This window comes from Dyella sp. 05T440, from assembly GCF_056395965.1.
This window is the reverse complement of the sequence record NZ_JBFTKN010000017.1, coordinates 1-17,201: the sequence shown is the minus strand read 5'-3', so window position 1 is coordinate 17,201 and position 17,201 is coordinate 1. Positions and strand designations below refer to the sequence as shown.

The following is a 17,201-nucleotide window of genomic DNA, read 5'->3' as shown; positions in this document are numbered from 1 at the left end:
ACCTACCTCTATAGCGTATTTACCCCGCGACTACCGACATCAACTCGGCTCGGGCATCAGGCAGGCGCTGAGAAAGGTACGCGCCTTCAACCAGTCCCGTTCGACAGTGCGTGCATTGACGCCCAGCACCTCGGCGATATCCGGGCTGGACAAGTCGGCGAACAGGCGCAGTTCCGCCACGCGAGCCAGTCGCTCGTCGGTCGCTGCCAGCCGGGTCAGTGCTTCGTCGATGGCCAGCACGTCGATGATGTCCGACGAATCCTGGCCCGCGGTCATCTCGGGCGCCTGGCGCTTCTGCGCCTTCCTGCGCCTTGCGTGGTCGATCAGGATGTGGCGCATCACCTGGCTCATATACGCATACAGATGCCCGCGGTCGGTGAACGCGACGGCGTCCTGGCTGACCAGCTTCAGATAGGCCTCGTGGACCAGGGCCGTGGTTTCCAGCGTGTGCGCCGCTTCGCGTGCGCGCTGGTGGCGGGCGAGGCGATGCAGCGTGGCATAGATCTTGGGGATCAGCGTGTCGAGCGCGGCGGCGTCACCGTGGGCGGCGCGCGCGAGCACTTCGGTGATGGGCGAGTCGGCGGTCATGCGCCCTGGATATCCGCTGGCTGACTTTGCGCAGAGCGTGTCGGTAAATGCTCCCGCTTTGCGCTGTAGGGAGAGATGGCGTGATTCGGAACGGCTGCACACCCTGGGAAGGCCATCGCCCGTCGCACCCTACAGAGGAATGAAATCATGTGGAATCATCGCTCTACGCACGGCGTTCTCACAAGGGCCGCTGGCCTGCTGGCGATTGCGCTGGCCGGCTTTTCCACCGCCGCGATGGCGGACACCAGCGTTGCCGCAGCGTCGTCCAACAACCAGGCCGTGACCTATAGCTATCAAACGCTGGATGTACCGGGCTCGTCGTTGACGATCTTCTGGGGCATCAACGATTTCGGCGAAGTGGCGGGGCAATACGCCGTCAATGGAGGCACCTCGCACGCCATGGCCTATCGACACGGCCATTTCGAGCCACTGGATCCCGCGCTGATGGGCACCTACTTCAGTGCAGCCGGCGGCCCCACCGACCTGGGTCAGACCTTCGGCGGTTACACGGACGCAGCAGGGCGGCAGCACGGCTTTGTGATCATCGGCAACCGCACCGTCACGGTGGACTTCCCCGGCCATCTCAACTCGAACGTGGACGGTCTCAATGAATTTGGCGCCATCGCCGGCGTGTATTGGGACGCCGACGGCATCTATCACGGCATCCTGCGCCGCGGTTTTGGCTGGGACACGCCGATCGACGTGCCCGGCGCGCGCGATACCTATCCGCTGGGCATCAATGGCAGCGGCGAGATCGTCGGCTACTGGGACAACGATCCGGCAGTGACGCACGGCTACTATCGCAGCGCCAACGGCAAGATCACCAACGTCGATGTGCCCGGCGCCGCGAGCAGCGTCGCCTTCGGCATCACCGACAACGGTGTGATCGCGGGCTACTACACCGAGCCGAGCGGGGCGATCCACGGCTTCGTCGAAACCAAGGGCAAGTTCCAGACACTCGACCTGCCGGGCGCAGCAGCAACGATCGTCACGGCGATCAATAATTTCGGCGTGGTCGCGGGCGAGTACTTCGATACGACCGGCAAGCGTCACGGCTTCATCGCGACGCCCAAGTTGTCCGATCACCGGCACTGAGCATGACCTGGCTCCGCAGCGATGCGGAGCCATCCGCTTGATGCGGTGGCTGCCCTGTGCATGCTTCACTCGCGCCGTGACGACCGCCGGATGGACTTATTGCGTGCGAATGGCGCCATCGCCGATACCCAGGCAGAGCCGCAAGGCGGCCAGGCTGCATCGACCGAAGCCTGGGGACGCTGGTTGCTCCGTCGCGCCAGACTTGGCCGAGCTTTCATCCGCCTCGGCAGCGGGCGTGGGCAACGGTTGAACGATATGGCCATGCAGGAACAGCAGGTCAAGCCACGGCCAGCGCATGCGAGCCTCCCGTGTTGGCATCGGCGACTGGCGCAGCATCGACGGTGTCGCCCGCGAAGCCGGTGGCCCTCATCGATGGACGTTCGCCGATGCGCTCGTACCATGAGGCCAGCCGCGGGCGGCCGTTCCGGAAGGCGAGGATCTGGCGAAATTCGATCCAGCTGAGCGCCGTCGCCAGTGCGATATCGCCGATGTCGACGTCTGGCTCATGGCCGATATGCGCTTCGAGGAAATCGCAGGCAGCCTCGATCTTTTGCAGATGCCCATCCCGCAGCGGTGTCCAACGGAACGCTTCGGGCCGGCGCGTGGTTTCCCAGCGCACGGCGATGCCGGCATCGGCGATACCCATGGCGATGGCCTGATTTCGCAACGCGTCGAAGCGTTGTTTTGGCTTGGCAGGAATGAGCGGGCGGCCCTGATGCAGGCCATCCAGGTATTCGCAGATCACGCTGGAATCGAACAAGACCGTGCCGTCATCGCAGATCAGCACGGGGACCTTGCCCAGCGGATTGAGTGCAAACACCTCGCTGTTGCGCACGGTCGGGCTGGTTTCGTGATGGATCACCTCGAGCCGGTTGGCGAGGCCGATTTCGTGCGCGGCGACTAGCACTTTTCGCGCATATGGCGAATGGGACTGATACAGGAGCCTCATGGGACGAATGCACGCTTCGGTGGTGGACGGTGCGAGCTATGCTAGGGTGCGCTCGCGCGGCCAGGCCGCGATTGTGCAAGGCAAGACAGGATTTTTCCCCGCCTTACGGAGGTTTCGCGCCCATGGCCACGCCGCTGGACAAGATCGATCGACGCATCCTGGCCATCGTCCAAAAGGACGCACGCCGTCCGGCCGAGCTGATCGGCGCGGATGTCGGACTATCGGCTTCGGCCGTGCAGCGCCGCATAGCGCGGATGCGCGACGAGGGCGTCATCACGGCGGAAGTGGCGGTAGTCGACCCGATGAGCGTCGGTCACCCGTTGACGATGATTGTCGATGTGGAAGTGGAGCGCGAACGACCGGAGCTGCTGGCGAGCCTCAAGCAGTGGATTGCCGCCCAGTCCTTCATCCAGGAGGCCTGGTACGTCACGGGCGCAGGTGACTACGTGCTGATCGTGATCGCGCGCGACGTGGATGACTTCGAGGCGTCGATGCAACGCATGATTGCCGAGAACGCGAATGTGCGGCGGTTCCACACGCGCGTCGCGCTGAGCACGCTCAAGCGCGGCCTGCTGGTGCCGATGGCCGCCATGGACGAATAAGCCGGTGGCGAGCAGTAACGCCGGCGCGAGGTGCCGCGCTTCTTGTGGGAGCGCACCCTGTGCGCGACAGCGGCGCTTCGGTGTACCACGGTCCCGGGCGTCCTCGCCAAAGGCTGTCGCGCACAGGGTGCGCTCCTACAAAATCGCCGCCGGCCGTGTCGAGACGCGATGCCAGGCAGACGCCTTGGTGCACGCCATGGCACCAAGGTGTCGCCCAATGAGTGTTGCGCGATCGCAGCCAGCGTGACGGGTTCGTAGCGATACCAAAGTGTGGTGGCCTGGCGCCATGGCTGGCGGGACACTGGCAGCTGCCTTCACCCATGCCAGCGACAGGAGCCGCCATGAATGACAGCCAGCCTTCCGCGCAACTTCGCATCACGCGTCGCACTCCCGCGTATTGGCGCGTCACCATCGACAACCCGCCCATCAACGTCATGGGCCCGCCCATGGTGCGAGACTTCCAGGACGTCATCAACGCGATCGAAGCGGATGAGCAGGTTCGGGTCGTGGTATTTGACAGTGCCGTGGACGGCTATTTCCTCAACCACTCCGATTTCAACGCACGGTTCGAGGACTTGACCAGTATGCCGAACGGGCCTACCGGCTTGCCGCCATGGCCGGACGTGCTGGTGCGCCTCACGCATGCACCCGTGGCGTCGATTGCGCTCATACGCGGTCGCGCGACGGGCAATGGCAGCGAACTCACGCTCGCCTGCGATATGAGTTTCGCCAGTCGCGAAAAGACCATCATCTCGCAGTGGGAGGCGGGCGTCGGCCTGGTGGCGGGTGGTGGGCCGATGGCGCGCTTGCCGCAACTGATCGGCCGCAATCGTGCACTGGAAGTGCTGCTGAGCTCGGAAGATCTTGGCGGCGATCAGGCGGCCGCCTATGGCTACGTCAATCGCGCCTTGCCCGATGCCGAACTCGATGACTTCGTGGAGGCGCTCGCGCTGCGCATCTCGCGCTTCGACAAATGGGCGCTGGCCAATACCAAGCGCCTGGTCAACACCCAGCTGCCGCCGGAAGTGGAGATCGGCGCCGGATGGGATACCTGCATGGCCTCGATTGGCCGCGAGCACGCGCAGCAGAGCATCAAGGCGCTGATGGCCAAGGGCTTCCACAAGCCCGGCGATGTGGAAGAACGCCTTGCCTACTACATCGGCCAGCTGGGCCAGTGACTGTCTTGGAAAGGAGTGACGTATGGATCTGCTTGCGACAGCGAAGGTCCCGGCGGAGCGCGTGGAAGCCGAGGCTGCGCGGGTCAAGGTGCCGGTCGCGGTGTCCGTGATGGATGTGCATGGCAACCTGGTCCTGCAGCATCGCATGAATGATGCGCCGCTATTCTCGCTCGAGATTTCCGAGCGCAAGGCGTATACCTCGGCGCTCATCGTCGCTGCAGACCGCTCGGCCTCCAGCGCAGGCCGTTGGTCACCCAAGCGAAGCCGGTCGACACAGATGCGTGGACCGTCCGGCGAGATCGCCCCTAGCCTTGGCGAATCTCCCGACGGACTCACACCATGCGCCCTACGTTCTTGCTGGCTGCTCTCCTCGTCGCTGGTACAGCCCATGCCACCGACCCCTGGCAACAGGTCGAAGATGCTTCGCCCGCATTCGCTCCTGATGGACGATCGGTGGTGTTCTCCCGTGGCGAGGGCGCCGAGCGGCATCTCTATGTCGCCGAGCGTGGCACGGCGGATTGGATGCCGGCGACGCTGGCGCCGTTCTCCGCCTCGTGGATGGACCTGGAGCCGGCGATGGCGCCGGATGGCTCGTACATGGTGTTTGCATCCAACCGGCCGGCGCACAACGATGGCGCGGCGTTGGACGGCTATTTCATGGGCAAGCCCAGGCCCGGACGTGGTGGCAACCTGTGGCGGGTCGATCGCACGGCGCAAGGATGGGGCGTGCCGCAGCGATTGCCGGACATCATCAATGGCGGCAACGCGATCTTCTCGCCGGCCATCGCGGCCGATGGCAGCCTGTATTTCATGAAGCCCGATTCCGGCACCGGCAAGTTCCGGCTGTATCTCAGTCGCTGGCAGCACGGTGAGTACCAGGCGCCGAGTCCCTTGAGTTTCAGCGACGGGACGGCGGGCGACTATGACCCGGCGGTGGCGCCCGATCAGTCCTTCGTGGTGTTCAGCTCGTCGCGGCCACCGGCGACGGCGTCCAGTGGCAGCGCGCTACTTATCAGCGTCGCCACGCCGCAGGGCTGGAGTGCGCCGCAGCCGCTGGGTCCGATGGGCATCGAGGCGCGGCTTACGCCCGATCTTTCCACGCTCTATTACAGCGGCAAGGATCAACATATCCACGCCTTTCCGTTGGCGCAGTGGCGGGCGACGCATCGGGATGTTGCGGCTCCCATGACCAGTGCCATGCCTGGGAAGTGATCGCACTTCCGCGCCGCGAATATAAAGAGGGGCAGTGGGTCCCATGAAACGCATTGGGACACTGCCCCGTTGCGCTTACCGAAGCATCTACCAAGACATGCGGTGCCTGGAGAGCCTATGGTTGAAGCGCAGATTGATACTACGCGGCCTTGTGTTAGTTCCGATGCAATCCATGTGCAATCGCCGTTAACGCGCGTGATCTGTCAGCCGCGCTGTGCCGACGAGCCGGAGACATACGGGCTGCCGCGCACGTTCCAGCGCCATGGATGTTCCTTGCCCACGCTGATGCCTATGCGCAGACTTACCAGCGGATCTTTGGGCGGCGCCACGCCATCGTCGACGATGGCGAAACCATCGAGCGCCTCCACCAGGTCGATGCCGTTCTGGGTGTTGTCGATGCCCATCGCCTGGGTAAGACGGGCGGGTCCACGGCACAAGTCGCGATCGAGCAAGGTGTGGGTCCGCGCTGCACGCATTTGTGCGAGGCCGTGGATGGGTTCGAGGGCGCGGATAAGTACGCCGCAACCGCTACCCACCGGACCGCTGACGCAGTTGCTGCACCAATGCATGCCATAGGTGAAGTAGACATACATATGCCCCGGCGGTCCGAACATGACGGCATTGCGCGGCGTTTTTCCGCGGTACGTGTGCGCTGCCGGATCGAGCGCGCCGAGATAAGCTTCCACTTCCACGATCCGACCCGCCCGGCCATCCGCGGACGCCAGCACTTTATTGAGCAGTCGCGGCGCCAACGTGGTGGCCGGGCGCTGGAAGAAGGCACGCGACAAGGGCTTGCCCGGCCAGCCGATCGGCGCGGCTTTCTTTTGACCCACCCTAGCTCTCCGTCCGCACGCTGTGCGCTGTGGGCGCCATCATTTCCAGATAAAGCTCGCGATACGCAGCCACCAGACCGTCGAGGGTGAAAGCGCGATTCCTGCCGCTGGGGTTGGGCAGTATCCACACGATCGCGCCTTCGAAGCCCATCGCTTGTCTTCCCCAGTTGAGTTCACGCTGGCCGGAAAGCCCCGCATAAGCCGCCTTGCCGAGAAAGGCCACAAAACGCGGCGCGTGGCTCGCGATCTTCCGCTTGAATGCTGCAGCGGCCGCGGTGAACTCGCTGGGCGACAACTCATCGGCGGCTGCCGTCGCCCGGGACACCACCGTCGTCAGTCCATAGCCATAGCGCAGGATGCTGCGGTCCTGCGCGGGTGCGATCTGCTCGGGCGTAAATCCCGCGAGATGAAGCACGCGCCAGAACCGATTGCTCCCGCTCACGAAATGATGACCGGCCGTGGCGGCCGTCATGCCGGGGTTGATGCCGCAGAACACCACCTTGAGCCGGTCGGCAAGCAGGTCGGGCAGCTCCTTGCTCACGATCGGCCCATCACTCGCACATCACGCTGACCGCCTTCTGCGCCAGCTTGCGCAGCTCCGCCTTTGAACTGCCGGAGCGGGCGCGCACGGCCAGCGAGTGCATGGTGGCGGAGGCGAGCAGGGCGAGCGCCTTGGGATCGGCATCGGGCTTCAACTCGCCCGCGCTGCGCGCCAGTTTGAAGCGCGCTTCGAAATCGGCGTCGAGCTTGCGAAAGCCATCCGCCGCCAGCTTCTGGATCTGCGGATCGCCCGGCGCCTCGGTAATCGCCGTGCCCACCACGAAGCATCCCAGCACCTGGTCGTCGCCGGAGAAATAAATCGACAGCGCGGCGTCGTAAACCTTCATCAAGGTCTCGGCCAGGCTGCCGCCGCTGGCGAAGGCCTTGTGCATCAGCTCGAACTTGCGTTCCCAATAGTCGTTCAGCGCCTTGACGTAGATGTCGTGCTTGTCGCCAAACGCGGCCCGAAGGCTGGGGCGGTTCATGCCGGTCGCGGCGGAGATGTCGTCCAGCGAGGTGCCCGAGTAGCCAGTCTTCCAGAACGCCTCGGCGGCCTGCCGCAACGCCGTTTCCGGTTCGTAGGCACGGGGCCGGCCGCGGGGTCTTTTTTCGGTCTTCTCTATTTTTGTTCCTGATCGCATAAAAAACTTGACCTCTCGTCTGTGCCGTGATTATTATCCTGATCAGTACAAAATTCAACAGGCACCGCGCGAAGGTCCGCAGCGGTGGCCAGTCAATGGGATCGAAATCATGCGTAAGCAATTTGATGAAACGAGCGATGGCCTGGGCTCAGGCAGTGCCGAGACCGCAGGCCGGAGCCTGAAGGAGCGGCTGCGTTGGCCCCTGATGGCGGCCTTGCCGCTGCTGTTGCTCGTCGGCGGTGGCGCCAGATATCTGCATGGAGCGCGCGATGTCGCGACCGACGATGCGTTCGTGCGAGCCGCCAAGGTCTCCATCAATGCCCGCATTCCCGGCCAGGTGGTGAAAGTGGCGGTGATCGACAACCAGCCGGTCAAGGCCGGCCAGTTGCTGTTCGAGATCGATCCCGAGCCTTATCGCATCGCCGTGGAGCAGGCCGAGGCGCGCCTCAACAGCGCACGCCTGCAGGTGGAAGCGCTCAAGGCGACCTATCGCCGCCAGTTGTCCGATCTCGAATCGGCCAAGGCATCGGCGAATTTCGACGGTCGCGAATACGCGCGCAAGAAGGAGTTGCTCGCCTCGGATTTCGCCTCGCGCGCTTCCTACGAGCGTGCCGAAACCGACATGCAGGTATCGCGTCAGCACATTGCATCGGCGCAGCAGGATGTCGCCAACACCGTCGCGGGCTTGAATGGCGATCCCAATATCGACGTCGATCGCCATCCGACCGTGCGCGAGGCGCGGGCCCAGCTTGACCGCGCGCGGCTCGATCTTTCCTATACCCGCGTGATGGCGCCGGACGATGGCGTGGTGACCAAGGTGGATGATCTGCAGGTCGGCGATTTCGTCAGCAGCGGCGCCACCGTGTTCTCGATGATGTCGAGCCGGCATGTGTGGATCGAAGCGAATTTCCGCGAAACCGGCCTGACCCATATGCGTCCGGGACAGGCGGCCACCATCGATGTCGATACTTATCCCGGTCATGGCTTCAAGGCGCATGTAGTGAGCATGAGTCCCGGCACCGGCTCGGAATTCGCGCTGCTGCCGCCGGAAAACGCCACCGGCAATTGGGTGAAGGTGGTGCAGCGCCTGCCGGTGCGCCTGGAGTTGGACGCGATCGATCCCAACTGGCCGCTGTACTCGGGCATGAGCGTCACCGCGCAAGTCGATACACGTCGGCAAGCCGGGGGAGCAAGGCAGTGAATGCCGCCCATGACCACAACAGCGAGGTGCGGGCGCATTGGAGCCTTGTCGCCGCCGCGTTGATGGCGACGTATATGCAAGCCGTGAACATCTCGATCCCGAACGCCGCGGTACTGCACGTGCAGGGCGGCCTGTCGATGACGGACGACGAGATTGGCTGGGTGTTCTCCTCGTATATCGCTGCAAGCGCCATCGTGATGCCGTTGACGCATTGGCTGGCTGGCCGGTTTGGCAGGAAGAAAGTGTTTCTGGTCTCGCTGGCGCTGTTCACCGTGGCGCTGATCCTCGACACGCTGGCGACGACGCCGCTGCAATTCGTCTCCGCGCGCATCCTGCAAGGTGCCGCGAGCGGCACGCTGGCGCCGCTGTCGATGGCGATCCTGCTGCATGAACTGCCGCCCCTGCGCCATGGCCGCATCGGCATGGCCTGGAGCGTGATTGCCTTGCTGGGCATCTTAAGTGGACCGGCGATCGGCGGATGGCTGGGCGAATATGTCGGCTGGCACGCGATCTTCTACTTCAGCCTGCCGATGGCTGCGTTTATCGCGCTGGCGATGAGTGCGTACCTTAAGGAAAAGAAGCTGCACAAGCTTGAGCACTTCGACTTCTTCGGGCTGGTGACGTTTTCCATGGGCATCGCCGGTCTGCAGATGATGCTCGACCGCGGCGAACGACTGGAATGGTTTGCGTCGCCGGAGATCTGGGCGGAAGCCATCGCTTCGGCGCTGGGCTTCTATCTCTACATCGTGCACGTGCTGACCAGGGACCATCACTTCCTGCACAAGGCCTTGTTCAAGGACCGCAACTTCCGCGTGGCGACGGTGATGTTCTTTGCGTTTGGCTTTGTGCTGCTGCCGACCCTGGCGCTGACCTCACCGATGCTCGAGGAACTGCTCGGCTATCCAGCCGACACGGCGGGATACCTCAGCATTCCGCGCGGTGCTGCCTTGGTGACAGCCTTGCTGCTGACCTGGCGCGCACCGTCGCGCTTTGACAATCGCTGGCTGATCCTCGGCGGTTTGGCGCTGGTGGTCTACGGCAACTGGCGGATGCTGGGCTATTCGCCCTTGATGGACTGGTGGCCGGTCGCCGTCGCGGGCGCCATTCAAGGCGCAGGGCTCGGCGTGCTGATGCCGGCGCTTACCCGTGCTGCCTTCAGCACGCTCGATCCCCAATTCCGCGCGGAAGGCACCGTGCTTTTCAACCTCTCGCGCCTGTACGGCAGCACGATCGGCATCGCGATCGTGCAGATCTACTTCTACTGCAACACACAGAGCATGCACCTGGCGCTCGCCAACCACCTCACGCCGCATCGTACCGATCCTCTGACGGGCCAGGCGCTCGCCATGATGAATGAACTGGTGACCGGCCAGGCGGCGGTGGTCGCGGTGATCGGCCAGTTCAAGCTTTTGATGATAGCCATGCTGATCGTCAGTCCGCTGGCTCTGTTCCTGCGCAAGCCGCGTGCCGGCAACTGATCTTCTGGAGTCACACCATGAAATCGATGAACTCACTCGCGTTGGGGCCTTTTGTCCGAACGCTCCTGCTGGCCGCTGCTGCGCCCGCGCTTTTGTCCGCGTGCATGGTGGGGCCCAACTTTGAACGTCCGGCAGCGCCGGCCACCGAGCACTACGACGCTCAGGCCGAGCAGGCGCTCGACGGCAGCCATGCGTCGGCGGGCACGGCGCACGTCGAGCTTGGCAAAACCATGCAGGGCGACTGGTGGTCGACGCTCGGCTCGGCCAAGCTCGATCAAGTGATGCGCAAAGCCATCGCTGGCAATTTTGATCTGCAGGCCGCGGATGCCACGATCGCGCAAGCGAATGAAGCGGTGGCTGCCACTGCCGGCGCCTTGAGTCCGCAAGTGGGATTTGGCGCCACGGGCGGTCGCCAGAAGGGCAGCAACGGTGCGGGAGTTGGCACGTCCAACTTTTATGCCGTCGGGCCGCAGGTGAGTTTTGACTTCGACCTTTTCGGCGGCACCAGGCGCAAGGTCGAAGAGCGCACCGCGCTCGCCGAGCTGGAGAAGCATCGCTTCGATGCGGCCTACCTCACGGTGACCGGCGATGTGGCCAGCGAAGCGATTGCACTGGCTTCGGCCCGTGCACAGATCAAGGCAGTGCAAGTGCTGATTGCCGACGACCAGAAAAACCTGGACCTGGTGCGCAAGGCGCACGAATACGGCACGGCCACGCAAGTGGATATCGCGCTGGCCACCACGCAGCTGGCGCAGGACGAAACCCTGCTGCCGCCGCTGGCGCAGCAGCGTGATGTTGCGCGGCATGCCTTGGCTATCCTGGTCGGCAAGAGCCCGGGCGACTGGACCGCACCGGATTTCGATCTCAGCGATTTTGCGCTGCCGGAAAGGCTGCCCGTGACGCTGCCCTCTGAGCTGGCGCGCGAACGCCCCGACATCCTCGAGGCTGAGGCGCAACTGCATGCGGCCAGCGCCGAGATTGGTGTGGCTACGGCGGATATGTATCCGCATCTGACCCTGTCCGCGTCGCTCACCCAGGCGGGTCCTGGCATCGGAACACTGTTTGGACTCGCCGGCGCGCTGGCCGGGCCGATCTTCGATGGCGGCACCCTGAAGGCAAACCGTCGCGGCGCCGTCGACGGCTATAAGGCATCGCTCGCGGGTTACCAGCAAACCGTCATCACCTCGTTGGGCCAGGTGGCGGACGTGCTGCAGGCGATCAACCACGACACCGAGGAATACGCAGCGCAGGAGCGCGCCTTGAACGCGGCCGAGGCCAGCTTGAAATTGAACCAGCAGGGCTATCGGGTCGGCGAGATCGGCGTGCTGCAAGTGCTGGACGCCGAGCGTGCTTACCAGCGTGCCTTGATTGGCCATATCCAGGCACAGACGGCACGCCACCTCGACAGCGTGCAGCTTTCGATCGCCCTGGGTGGCAACGCCAACGGCGTCTCCGAGCAGCGCGTGGCGTCTCGCGATCAACCCTGAGCAGCGGCGCCGATAGAAATCTTCGACTCACGCGGCGGCTGCCCTGTGCAAGCCGCCCATACGACCAGAGAGCACGACATGCGTTCGTCCGACCATCTTCGTCACACCACCATTTCCCTGGCCCACGGCATCGGTGACATGCCGGCGGTGGGATTCGGCACCCTGATCGCCAACCGCGATGCCGCCAGGCAGGCCATCAAGGCGGCACTGGAAACCGGCTTCCGTCATCTCGATGCGGCAGAACGCTATCTCAACGAAGACGTCGTCGGCGCGGCGATGCAAGAGGTGTTTGCGGCCGGCACCGTGAAGCGCGAGGAGCTCTTCGTCACCACCAAGCTGTGGAACACCAATCACCGGCCGGAACGCGTCAGGCCTGCGTTTGAAGCGAGCCTTCGCCGGCTCCAGCTCCACTACATCGATCTCTACCTGATCCACACGCCGTTTGCGTTCAAGCCGGGCGACGAGATGGATCCCCGTGACGAGCACGACCAGCCCATCTACGACACCGGTGTGACCCTGGTGGAAACCTGGCGCGCGATGGAACGCCTGGTGGACGAAGGGAAGTGCCGCGCCATCGGGTTATCGGACGTCACGCTGCCCAAGCTCAAGGAGATTGTCGAGGTGGCGCGCATCAAGCCCGCGGCGGTGCAGGTGGAGTGCCACCCGTATCTGCCCGAATGGGAGCTGTTGGAGTACTGCCAGCAACACGGCATCGTGCTGCTCGCGTTTGCGCCGCTGGGTCATGGCATGGAGCCGCGCATCACCGACGACGCGGTGATCACCGGCATCGCCCAGCGCGTTGGCAAGACGCCGGCGCAAGTGGCGCTGGCCTGGGCTGCGCAACGCGGCACGGCCTTTCTGACCACCTCGACCAACCCCGCGCATATCGAGGAGAACTTCGCCATCGATTCACTGCCCGACCAAGCGATGCGCCAGATGAACGAGGACATCACCACCTCGGTGCGCTTGAATGCCGTGGTCGAGACTGGTGTTCCTGGGTTCGTGCCGCGGCGTAAGTAAGTGGGCGGACTGCCTTAGAGATCAAGCTCAATGTCGGTCGTGGGGCGTGCACAGCAGATCAGCACGCTGCCACTGGCCGGCGCGCCCACCGGTTCGGTGTCGTAGCGAATCTGGCCGGCAATAAGCGCGGTCTCGCAGGTATGGCACACGCCCGCACGGCACGACCAGCGCACGGGCACATCGCAGGCTTCGGCAAATTCCAGCAGGCTTTGATACCGATCGGACCAGGGCAGCGCCAGGCCGCTGCGACTGAAAGACACCGTGGGACCTTGCCCCGCCGGGCCTTGCGGCAGATGCGGCGACCTGGCGGGCCCTGCAGCGATGCCCGGCGTGATCGACCCTACGCTGCCGAAGATCTCCGTATGCAGATGCGTGGACGCGTAACCCGCCGCTGCCAGTCCGTCCATCAGGTCGGACATGAAGCCAGTTGGGCCGCAGAGGTAAAACTGGGCGTTGCCGGGTACGCCCAGTCGCTGGATCGTCGCGGCGCTGATGCGTTCGGCGACATCGAAATCGTGGCCCAACTGATCTTCAGCGCGAGGCTGGCTAAAGGCGACGAGCGCATGTACATGCGGTAGTGCGCCAAGCAGGCGGCGGACTTCCGATGCAAACGGACGTTCGGCGCCGTTGCGTGCGCCGTAGATCCAGTAGACCTCGCGCCTGGCCGCCGCTCCTTCCGCCACCAATTGATGCAGCATGCCGAGCACCGGCGTAACGCCGATGCCCGCGCTCACCAACACTACCGGATCGTCACCCGCCTGCAGCGTAAACGTCCCGCGTGGCGCGCTGACCTCAAGCAGGTCCCCCGCATGAATATGGCTGTGGATATATTGGCTGCCCTCGCCGGAACCGCGCTTGATGCTCACGCGATAGCAGCCTTCTTCACCAATATTGGAGATCGAGTAGCTGCGCGTGACCGCGCTGCCGCCATCGGCCGCAGGCAGGCGCAACACCACGAACGATCCTGCGGCCGGCGGCGCGAGAAAGGGTGGCTCCGTCGCGGTCAGCAGCAGGGACTTCACCTCGCTGCTTTCCTCCACCACGCTCACTACTTTCAAGGTGCGAAAGCCCGGCCACGCAGCCGGCGGCAGCACTGGTGCGAGCCCGGCGTTGCCCGGCAGGCCCTCGGTATTCGCCAGCAAGGCATCGAAGGACTGCTTCCAGCCAGGACTGAGCGAAGGCTCGCTGGCTGCGCGTTGCAGCCGGTCTTTGGGATGATCGGGTAGGTAGAGCAGGCCATCCACTTCGGCCACCGTCATGCGTTCACGTCCCCGTTCGACGCGCACGATTTCGTCGCCAGCGCCGATCTCGCCTTCCTCGATCACCCGAAAATAAAAGCCTGGCCGACGATGCGAGACGAGCAGGGCGGGCATGCGCGGTTCATCCATGCGTATACCGACGCGATAGCAGGTAACGCGCGGCTGCGATACTTCGAACAAGGCTCCGCCGATGCGATAACGGTCGCCGACGCATACGTCGTCGTCGGGCAGTCCATCGACCGTCAGGTTTTCACCGAACATGCCGTATTCGCCCAGCGTTCGCTGAAGCACCTGTTCCCAGTATCGGTACGAGGCAACCTGGTAAACCATCACCGCACGATGCACGCCGCCGTGGCCTTGCAGGTCGCCCTGGCCGTCACCATCGAGATTGAGCCGGCGCGCCATCACGCGTCCGCTCACGGGGCGTTTCCACACGGCCGTCCGAACGACTTTGCCGCGCCATGACACATCTGCGGGAAGGCCGACATTGACGGATACGACGTGGCTCATGGCTGACAACTCCGCGCACATCAGGGGCAGCCTCGGCGCCCATGGAGTCGACTCACTGCGGAGACGAACGTTTCCCCGGCACGAGCAGACGAATAGTCGCCACCGTCATGATCAGGATGACCAGGTTGCCGCCGATGAACAGATACGGCGCCATCAGGGCGAACGGACCTTGTTCGCCATGCTGGATGAGGCGCAGTGGTGCCGCCGTGAGGGACGTCACGCCAAAGGTGAAGCCCCAGTAGCTCACCGAAAAAGGCTGCTCGCGTATCCATGGCAGCAGGCGCAGCAATACCACCGCGATCATCAGGCCATAGGCCAGCATGGCGTGGATGAACAGGTCCGGCGGACCGCTGCTCAGATTGATGTACGCGATCGCGCCGACCGTCGGCGGCGCCAGCTGGATGCCCAGGGTGGGGCGCATCATCGGCGGCATGGCGTCGGCGGTATAGAGCCGATGCAACAGCACCGCATCGATTGCCAGCCAGGTGAACGCGCCGGCGCCAAACGCCAACTGGCCCCAGTCGGCGTAGCCCAGGTTGGCCGCCACGGCTGCCGCCACGAAAGAGCCGCCCACCACCGGCAGATAGAGCGCGGCGGTGGTACAGGCCTTGTCCCGTCCACCCACCCACAGCGTACCCGTCAGCCACACGGCGAAACTCACCGTGTGAAGGAAGCCGAGCACGAACAGCACCAGCGCGGTGGCGCGTGAATAGGGCAACACGGCGCCGGCCATCACCATGGTGGTGAGGCCGGCCAGTCCCACGAAGCAACTTTGCACGGGATGGCTCAGCTCAGCGAGCGCGGCCGGTCGCGCATAGATCCATTTGGCCGAGGTCAGCACGATCAAACAGATCCAGACCAGGGCCGCCAGGGCGAGCAGTGATTCGCCGACCCACGAAGGCAGTTGCCAAACCTGATGCGCCGCCCGCCAGGCGTTACCCAGGCCGCCAATCCCAAGCACGATGCCGAAGAAGCTCGCAGGAACGACGGGCAACTTGCTCAGTGCCATGGCGAAGGCCTCGATGGAGCGCTGCGGTTTGACGGACGGCTTGCGCCGAAAGTTTCCCGAAGAACGCGCAATCCGAGACGCCACGCCTGAGCTTGCACCCGAAAGACGCTGTCAACCAAGGGGGCACCATAGGCAGGCCATCTGGCCGGCACCATTGCACCAAAGTGTCACCGATACTTTGGTATCGACGCGGTGGGCAGGAGCGGCTTGTCGCATGGCCGGCACCTCATCGCGCAAGCAGGTAACATCGGCCGGTAACGGCCTGATGTAGTTGCACGAGGAGTGACCCATGATTTTCGCCGTGTTCCTTGTTGCCCCCCACGACGTGAAAACCGAGCGCGTCGAAGAAGCCCCCGAACTGCTTGAACGCGATGGCGTGCTGTTTTCCTTGCGTGGCGGACCTCGCCAGCCGCAGACCACCGATCACGTGTGGGATCGGGTGGCCGTGTATGCACCCGACGAACTCAGCGAAGAAGAATTTCAGGACCTGTTCGAGCTCAACCGGCCGCGCGTGCCGGAATTGAACCTGCGGTATTGAGTACGTGCGAAGGCAGGGCATGCCCGGCGGGACCGCGCGCCGTTGGAAGCACGCCGACGCCGTCATGCACCTCGCCAACTCTGTCGCGATGTAAGTCAGGCGCCCTGGCCTGCGCTGGCGCGTCGGTGCACCATCGCGTCAGACCACCCGTGTCGTTCGTGGTGATACGCCGCGGTCATTCGCGGCTGCACGGGTTTCAGCGCACCGTGAGCTGAGTCGGCGCAGCCGCCGATGCAGACTCTGCGGCATGATCGGCCTGCCTGGCGGTAACCACCGGCTGCGGCGCAAGCTGGGAAGGGTAGTCCACGTCCCAATCGATGCGGCCGTTGATGCGGCTGCCCGATACCTCCAGGGCCTCACTGTTGCGAGTCTGCGTGGCAGCTTGCGGGACTGCGTTGGCCAGGGTGTTGTCCGCTGCCAGCAGCGGGGTAGCGACCAAGGTCGCGCCCAACATCAGGGCGGTCGCGAGCAGGTGCTTGGCTGAAAGTGTGCGTTGGATAGATGAATATGTGACGTTCATGATTAGGGCTCCGATAGATAGCGGCGACGAGCACCTTGAGTAGGCTCCCTGCGTCAAGTTCGCATCCCTTCTGGGTGCGTCTTATTTTGTACAAGTACGAATAATAATCGGTGGCGGCGGGAAGTCAAGAGTTTTTGTGCGTAAGTGTATAAAAATATGATTGCGCGTAAGACGGGCCCCGCTGCTTGTCTGTGGGAGCGCACCCTGTGCGCGACGGCCACGCTCGGGCGCGCCGCTCCGTCGGGTTGTCGCGCACAGGGTGCGCTCCCACAAATGGCCGAACCGCAACCTTGACCCACCATTCGTCGGCCTGCGCCCCCTTTTGTAGGAGCGCACTTGTGCGCGACCGCAGCGCTGTGGCGTACCGCTCCGTTGGTTTGTCGCGCACAAGTGCGCTCCTACAAGGGAGCGGCTGCGTCCTTTCATTCGAAAGCCAACACCGTAGGGTCACCCCTGTGGGAGCGCACCCTGTGCGCGACTGCCACGCCTGGGTGTATCGCTTCGTCGGCTTGTCGCCCACAGGGTGCGCTCCCACAAATGG

The 17,201-nt window shown here is 64.1% G+C and carries 18 protein-coding genes and 1 pseudogene; 10 read left to right on the top strand and 9 right to left on the bottom strand.

The window, feature by feature from the left end; translation table 11 throughout:
* Positions 1 to 39: 39 nt before the first annotated feature.
* The gene (locus tag AC1DE1_RS18395) at positions 40 to 588 is read right to left on the bottom strand and encodes an ECF-type sigma factor (protein ID WP_477176174.1); all 549 of its coding nucleotides are present in this window, start codon (positions 586 to 588) and stop codon (positions 40 to 42) included.
* A 147-nt stretch (positions 589 to 735) separates the two neighbouring features.
* On the opposite strand from AC1DE1_RS18395, the gene AC1DE1_RS18390 reads away from it, so the two are divergent.
* Positions 736 to 1,683 carry a hypothetical protein gene (locus AC1DE1_RS18390; protein ID WP_477176175.1) on the top strand — a complete coding sequence of 316 codons (948 nt, stop codon included), beginning with the start codon at positions 736 to 738 and terminating at the stop codon, positions 1,681 to 1,683.
* A 96-nt stretch (positions 1,684 to 1,779) separates the two neighbouring features.
* Here the strand turns inward: AC1DE1_RS18390 and AC1DE1_RS18385 are convergent, their stop codons facing one another.
* Positions 1,780 to 1,980 carry a hypothetical protein gene (locus AC1DE1_RS18385; protein ID WP_477176176.1) on the bottom strand — a complete coding sequence of 67 codons (201 nt, stop codon included), beginning with the start codon at positions 1,978 to 1,980 and terminating at the stop codon, positions 1,780 to 1,782.
* The gene (locus tag AC1DE1_RS18380; protein ID WP_477176177.1) at positions 1,961 to 2,632 is read right to left on the bottom strand and encodes a glutathione S-transferase family protein; all 672 of its coding nucleotides are present in this window, start codon (positions 2,630 to 2,632) and stop codon (positions 1,961 to 1,963) included. Before AC1DE1_RS18380 ends, AC1DE1_RS18385 begins: the two co-directional genes overlap by 20 nt.
* 122 nt (positions 2,633 to 2,754) lie before the next feature.
* On the opposite strand from AC1DE1_RS18380, the gene AC1DE1_RS18375 reads away from it, so the two are divergent.
* The 4 genes and pseudogenes from AC1DE1_RS18375 (at position 2,755) to AC1DE1_RS18360 (ending at position 5,624) form a co-directional block, all read left to right on the top strand.
* Positions 2,755 to 3,234, top strand: a complete 480-nt coding sequence (locus AC1DE1_RS18375; RefSeq protein ID WP_477176178.1) for an Lrp/AsnC family transcriptional regulator — start codon at positions 2,755 to 2,757, stop codon at positions 3,232 to 3,234.
* 341 nt (positions 3,235 to 3,575) lie between these two features.
* Positions 3,576 to 4,412 carry an enoyl-CoA hydratase/isomerase family protein gene (locus tag AC1DE1_RS18370; protein WP_477176179.1) on the top strand — a complete coding sequence of 279 codons (837 nt, stop codon included), beginning with the start codon at positions 3,576 to 3,578 and terminating at the stop codon, positions 4,410 to 4,412.
* Between the two features lie 22 nt (positions 4,413 to 4,434).
* Positions 4,435 to 4,611, top strand: a pseudogene (locus AC1DE1_RS18365) (GlcG/HbpS family heme-binding protein); the annotation flags it as partial.
* Between the two features lie 140 nt (positions 4,612 to 4,751).
* Complete coding sequence (locus AC1DE1_RS18360) at positions 4,752 to 5,624, top strand: TolB family protein (protein WP_477176198.1); 873 nt, start codon at positions 4,752 to 4,754, stop codon at positions 5,622 to 5,624.
* Positions 5,625 to 5,827: 203 nt separating this feature from the next.
* Here the strand turns inward: AC1DE1_RS18360 and AC1DE1_RS18355 are convergent, their stop codons facing one another.
* The 3 genes from AC1DE1_RS18355 to AC1DE1_RS18345 are packed head-to-tail and all read right to left on the bottom strand — an operon-like array spanning position 5,828 to position 7,560.
* A complete protein-coding gene (locus AC1DE1_RS18355) occupies positions 5,828 to 6,457 on the bottom strand; it encodes a DNA-3-methyladenine glycosylase (RefSeq protein ID WP_477176180.1) in 630 nt (209 codons plus the stop codon).
* A gap of 1 nt (position 6,458) precedes the next feature.
* Positions 6,459 to 6,998 (bottom strand): G/U mismatch-specific DNA glycosylase, encoded by a 540-nt coding sequence (gene mug, locus AC1DE1_RS18350; protein ID WP_477176181.1) that lies wholly within the window; start codon positions 6,996 to 6,998, stop codon positions 6,459 to 6,461.
* A gap of 10 nt (positions 6,999 to 7,008) precedes the next feature.
* Entirely contained in the window at positions 7,009 to 7,560 is a 552-nt protein-coding gene (locus tag AC1DE1_RS18345) for a TetR/AcrR family transcriptional regulator (protein WP_477176182.1), read from the bottom strand.
* Positions 7,561 to 7,747: 187 nt separating this feature from the next.
* On the opposite strand from AC1DE1_RS18345, the gene AC1DE1_RS18340 reads away from it, so the two are divergent.
* The 4 genes from AC1DE1_RS18340 to AC1DE1_RS18325 all read left to right on the top strand — a co-directional run bounded on the left by AC1DE1_RS18340 (position 7,748) and on the right by AC1DE1_RS18325 (position 12,824).
* Positions 7,748 to 8,839 carry an HlyD family secretion protein gene (locus tag AC1DE1_RS18340; protein ID WP_477176183.1) on the top strand — a complete coding sequence of 364 codons (1,092 nt, stop codon included), beginning with the start codon at positions 7,748 to 7,750 and terminating at the stop codon, positions 8,837 to 8,839.
* Positions 8,836 to 10,317: an MDR family MFS transporter gene (locus tag AC1DE1_RS18335; protein WP_477179251.1), complete on the top strand. Its 1,482-nt coding sequence runs from the start codon at positions 8,836 to 8,838 to the stop codon at positions 10,315 to 10,317. The genes AC1DE1_RS18340 and AC1DE1_RS18335 overlap by 4 nt, the downstream gene beginning before the upstream one ends.
* 17 nt (positions 10,318 to 10,334) lie before the next feature.
* Positions 10,335 to 11,804 carry an efflux transporter outer membrane subunit gene (locus AC1DE1_RS18330; protein ID WP_477176185.1) on the top strand — a complete coding sequence of 490 codons (1,470 nt, stop codon included), beginning with the start codon at positions 10,335 to 10,337 and terminating at the stop codon, positions 11,802 to 11,804.
* 78 nt (positions 11,805 to 11,882) lie between these two features.
* Positions 11,883 to 12,824: an aldo/keto reductase gene (locus AC1DE1_RS18325; RefSeq protein ID WP_477176186.1), complete on the top strand. Its 942-nt coding sequence runs from the start codon at positions 11,883 to 11,885 to the stop codon at positions 12,822 to 12,824.
* A gap of 14 nt (positions 12,825 to 12,838) precedes the next feature.
* Here the strand turns inward: AC1DE1_RS18325 and AC1DE1_RS18320 are convergent, their stop codons facing one another.
* Entirely contained in the window at positions 12,839 to 14,593 is a 1,755-nt protein-coding gene (locus AC1DE1_RS18320; RefSeq protein ID WP_477176187.1) for an MOSC domain-containing protein, read from the bottom strand.
* Between the two features lie 52 nt (positions 14,594 to 14,645).
* The gene (gene tehA, locus AC1DE1_RS18315) at positions 14,646 to 15,602 is read right to left on the bottom strand and encodes a dicarboxylate transporter/tellurite-resistance protein TehA (protein ID WP_477176188.1); all 957 of its coding nucleotides are present in this window, start codon (positions 15,600 to 15,602) and stop codon (positions 14,646 to 14,648) included.
* 289 nt (positions 15,603 to 15,891) lie between these two features.
* Between tehA and AC1DE1_RS18310 the strand changes: the two genes are divergently transcribed.
* Positions 15,892 to 16,140, top strand: a complete 249-nt coding sequence (locus tag AC1DE1_RS18310) for a hypothetical protein (protein ID WP_477176189.1) — start codon at positions 15,892 to 15,894, stop codon at positions 16,138 to 16,140.
* A 196-nt stretch (positions 16,141 to 16,336) separates the two neighbouring features.
* Here AC1DE1_RS18310 and AC1DE1_RS18305 read toward each other — a convergent pair whose 3' ends face one another.
* A complete protein-coding gene (locus AC1DE1_RS18305; RefSeq protein WP_477176190.1) occupies positions 16,337 to 16,660 on the bottom strand; it encodes a hypothetical protein in 324 nt (107 codons plus the stop codon).
* Between the last annotated feature and the right edge of the window lie 541 nt (positions 16,661 to 17,201).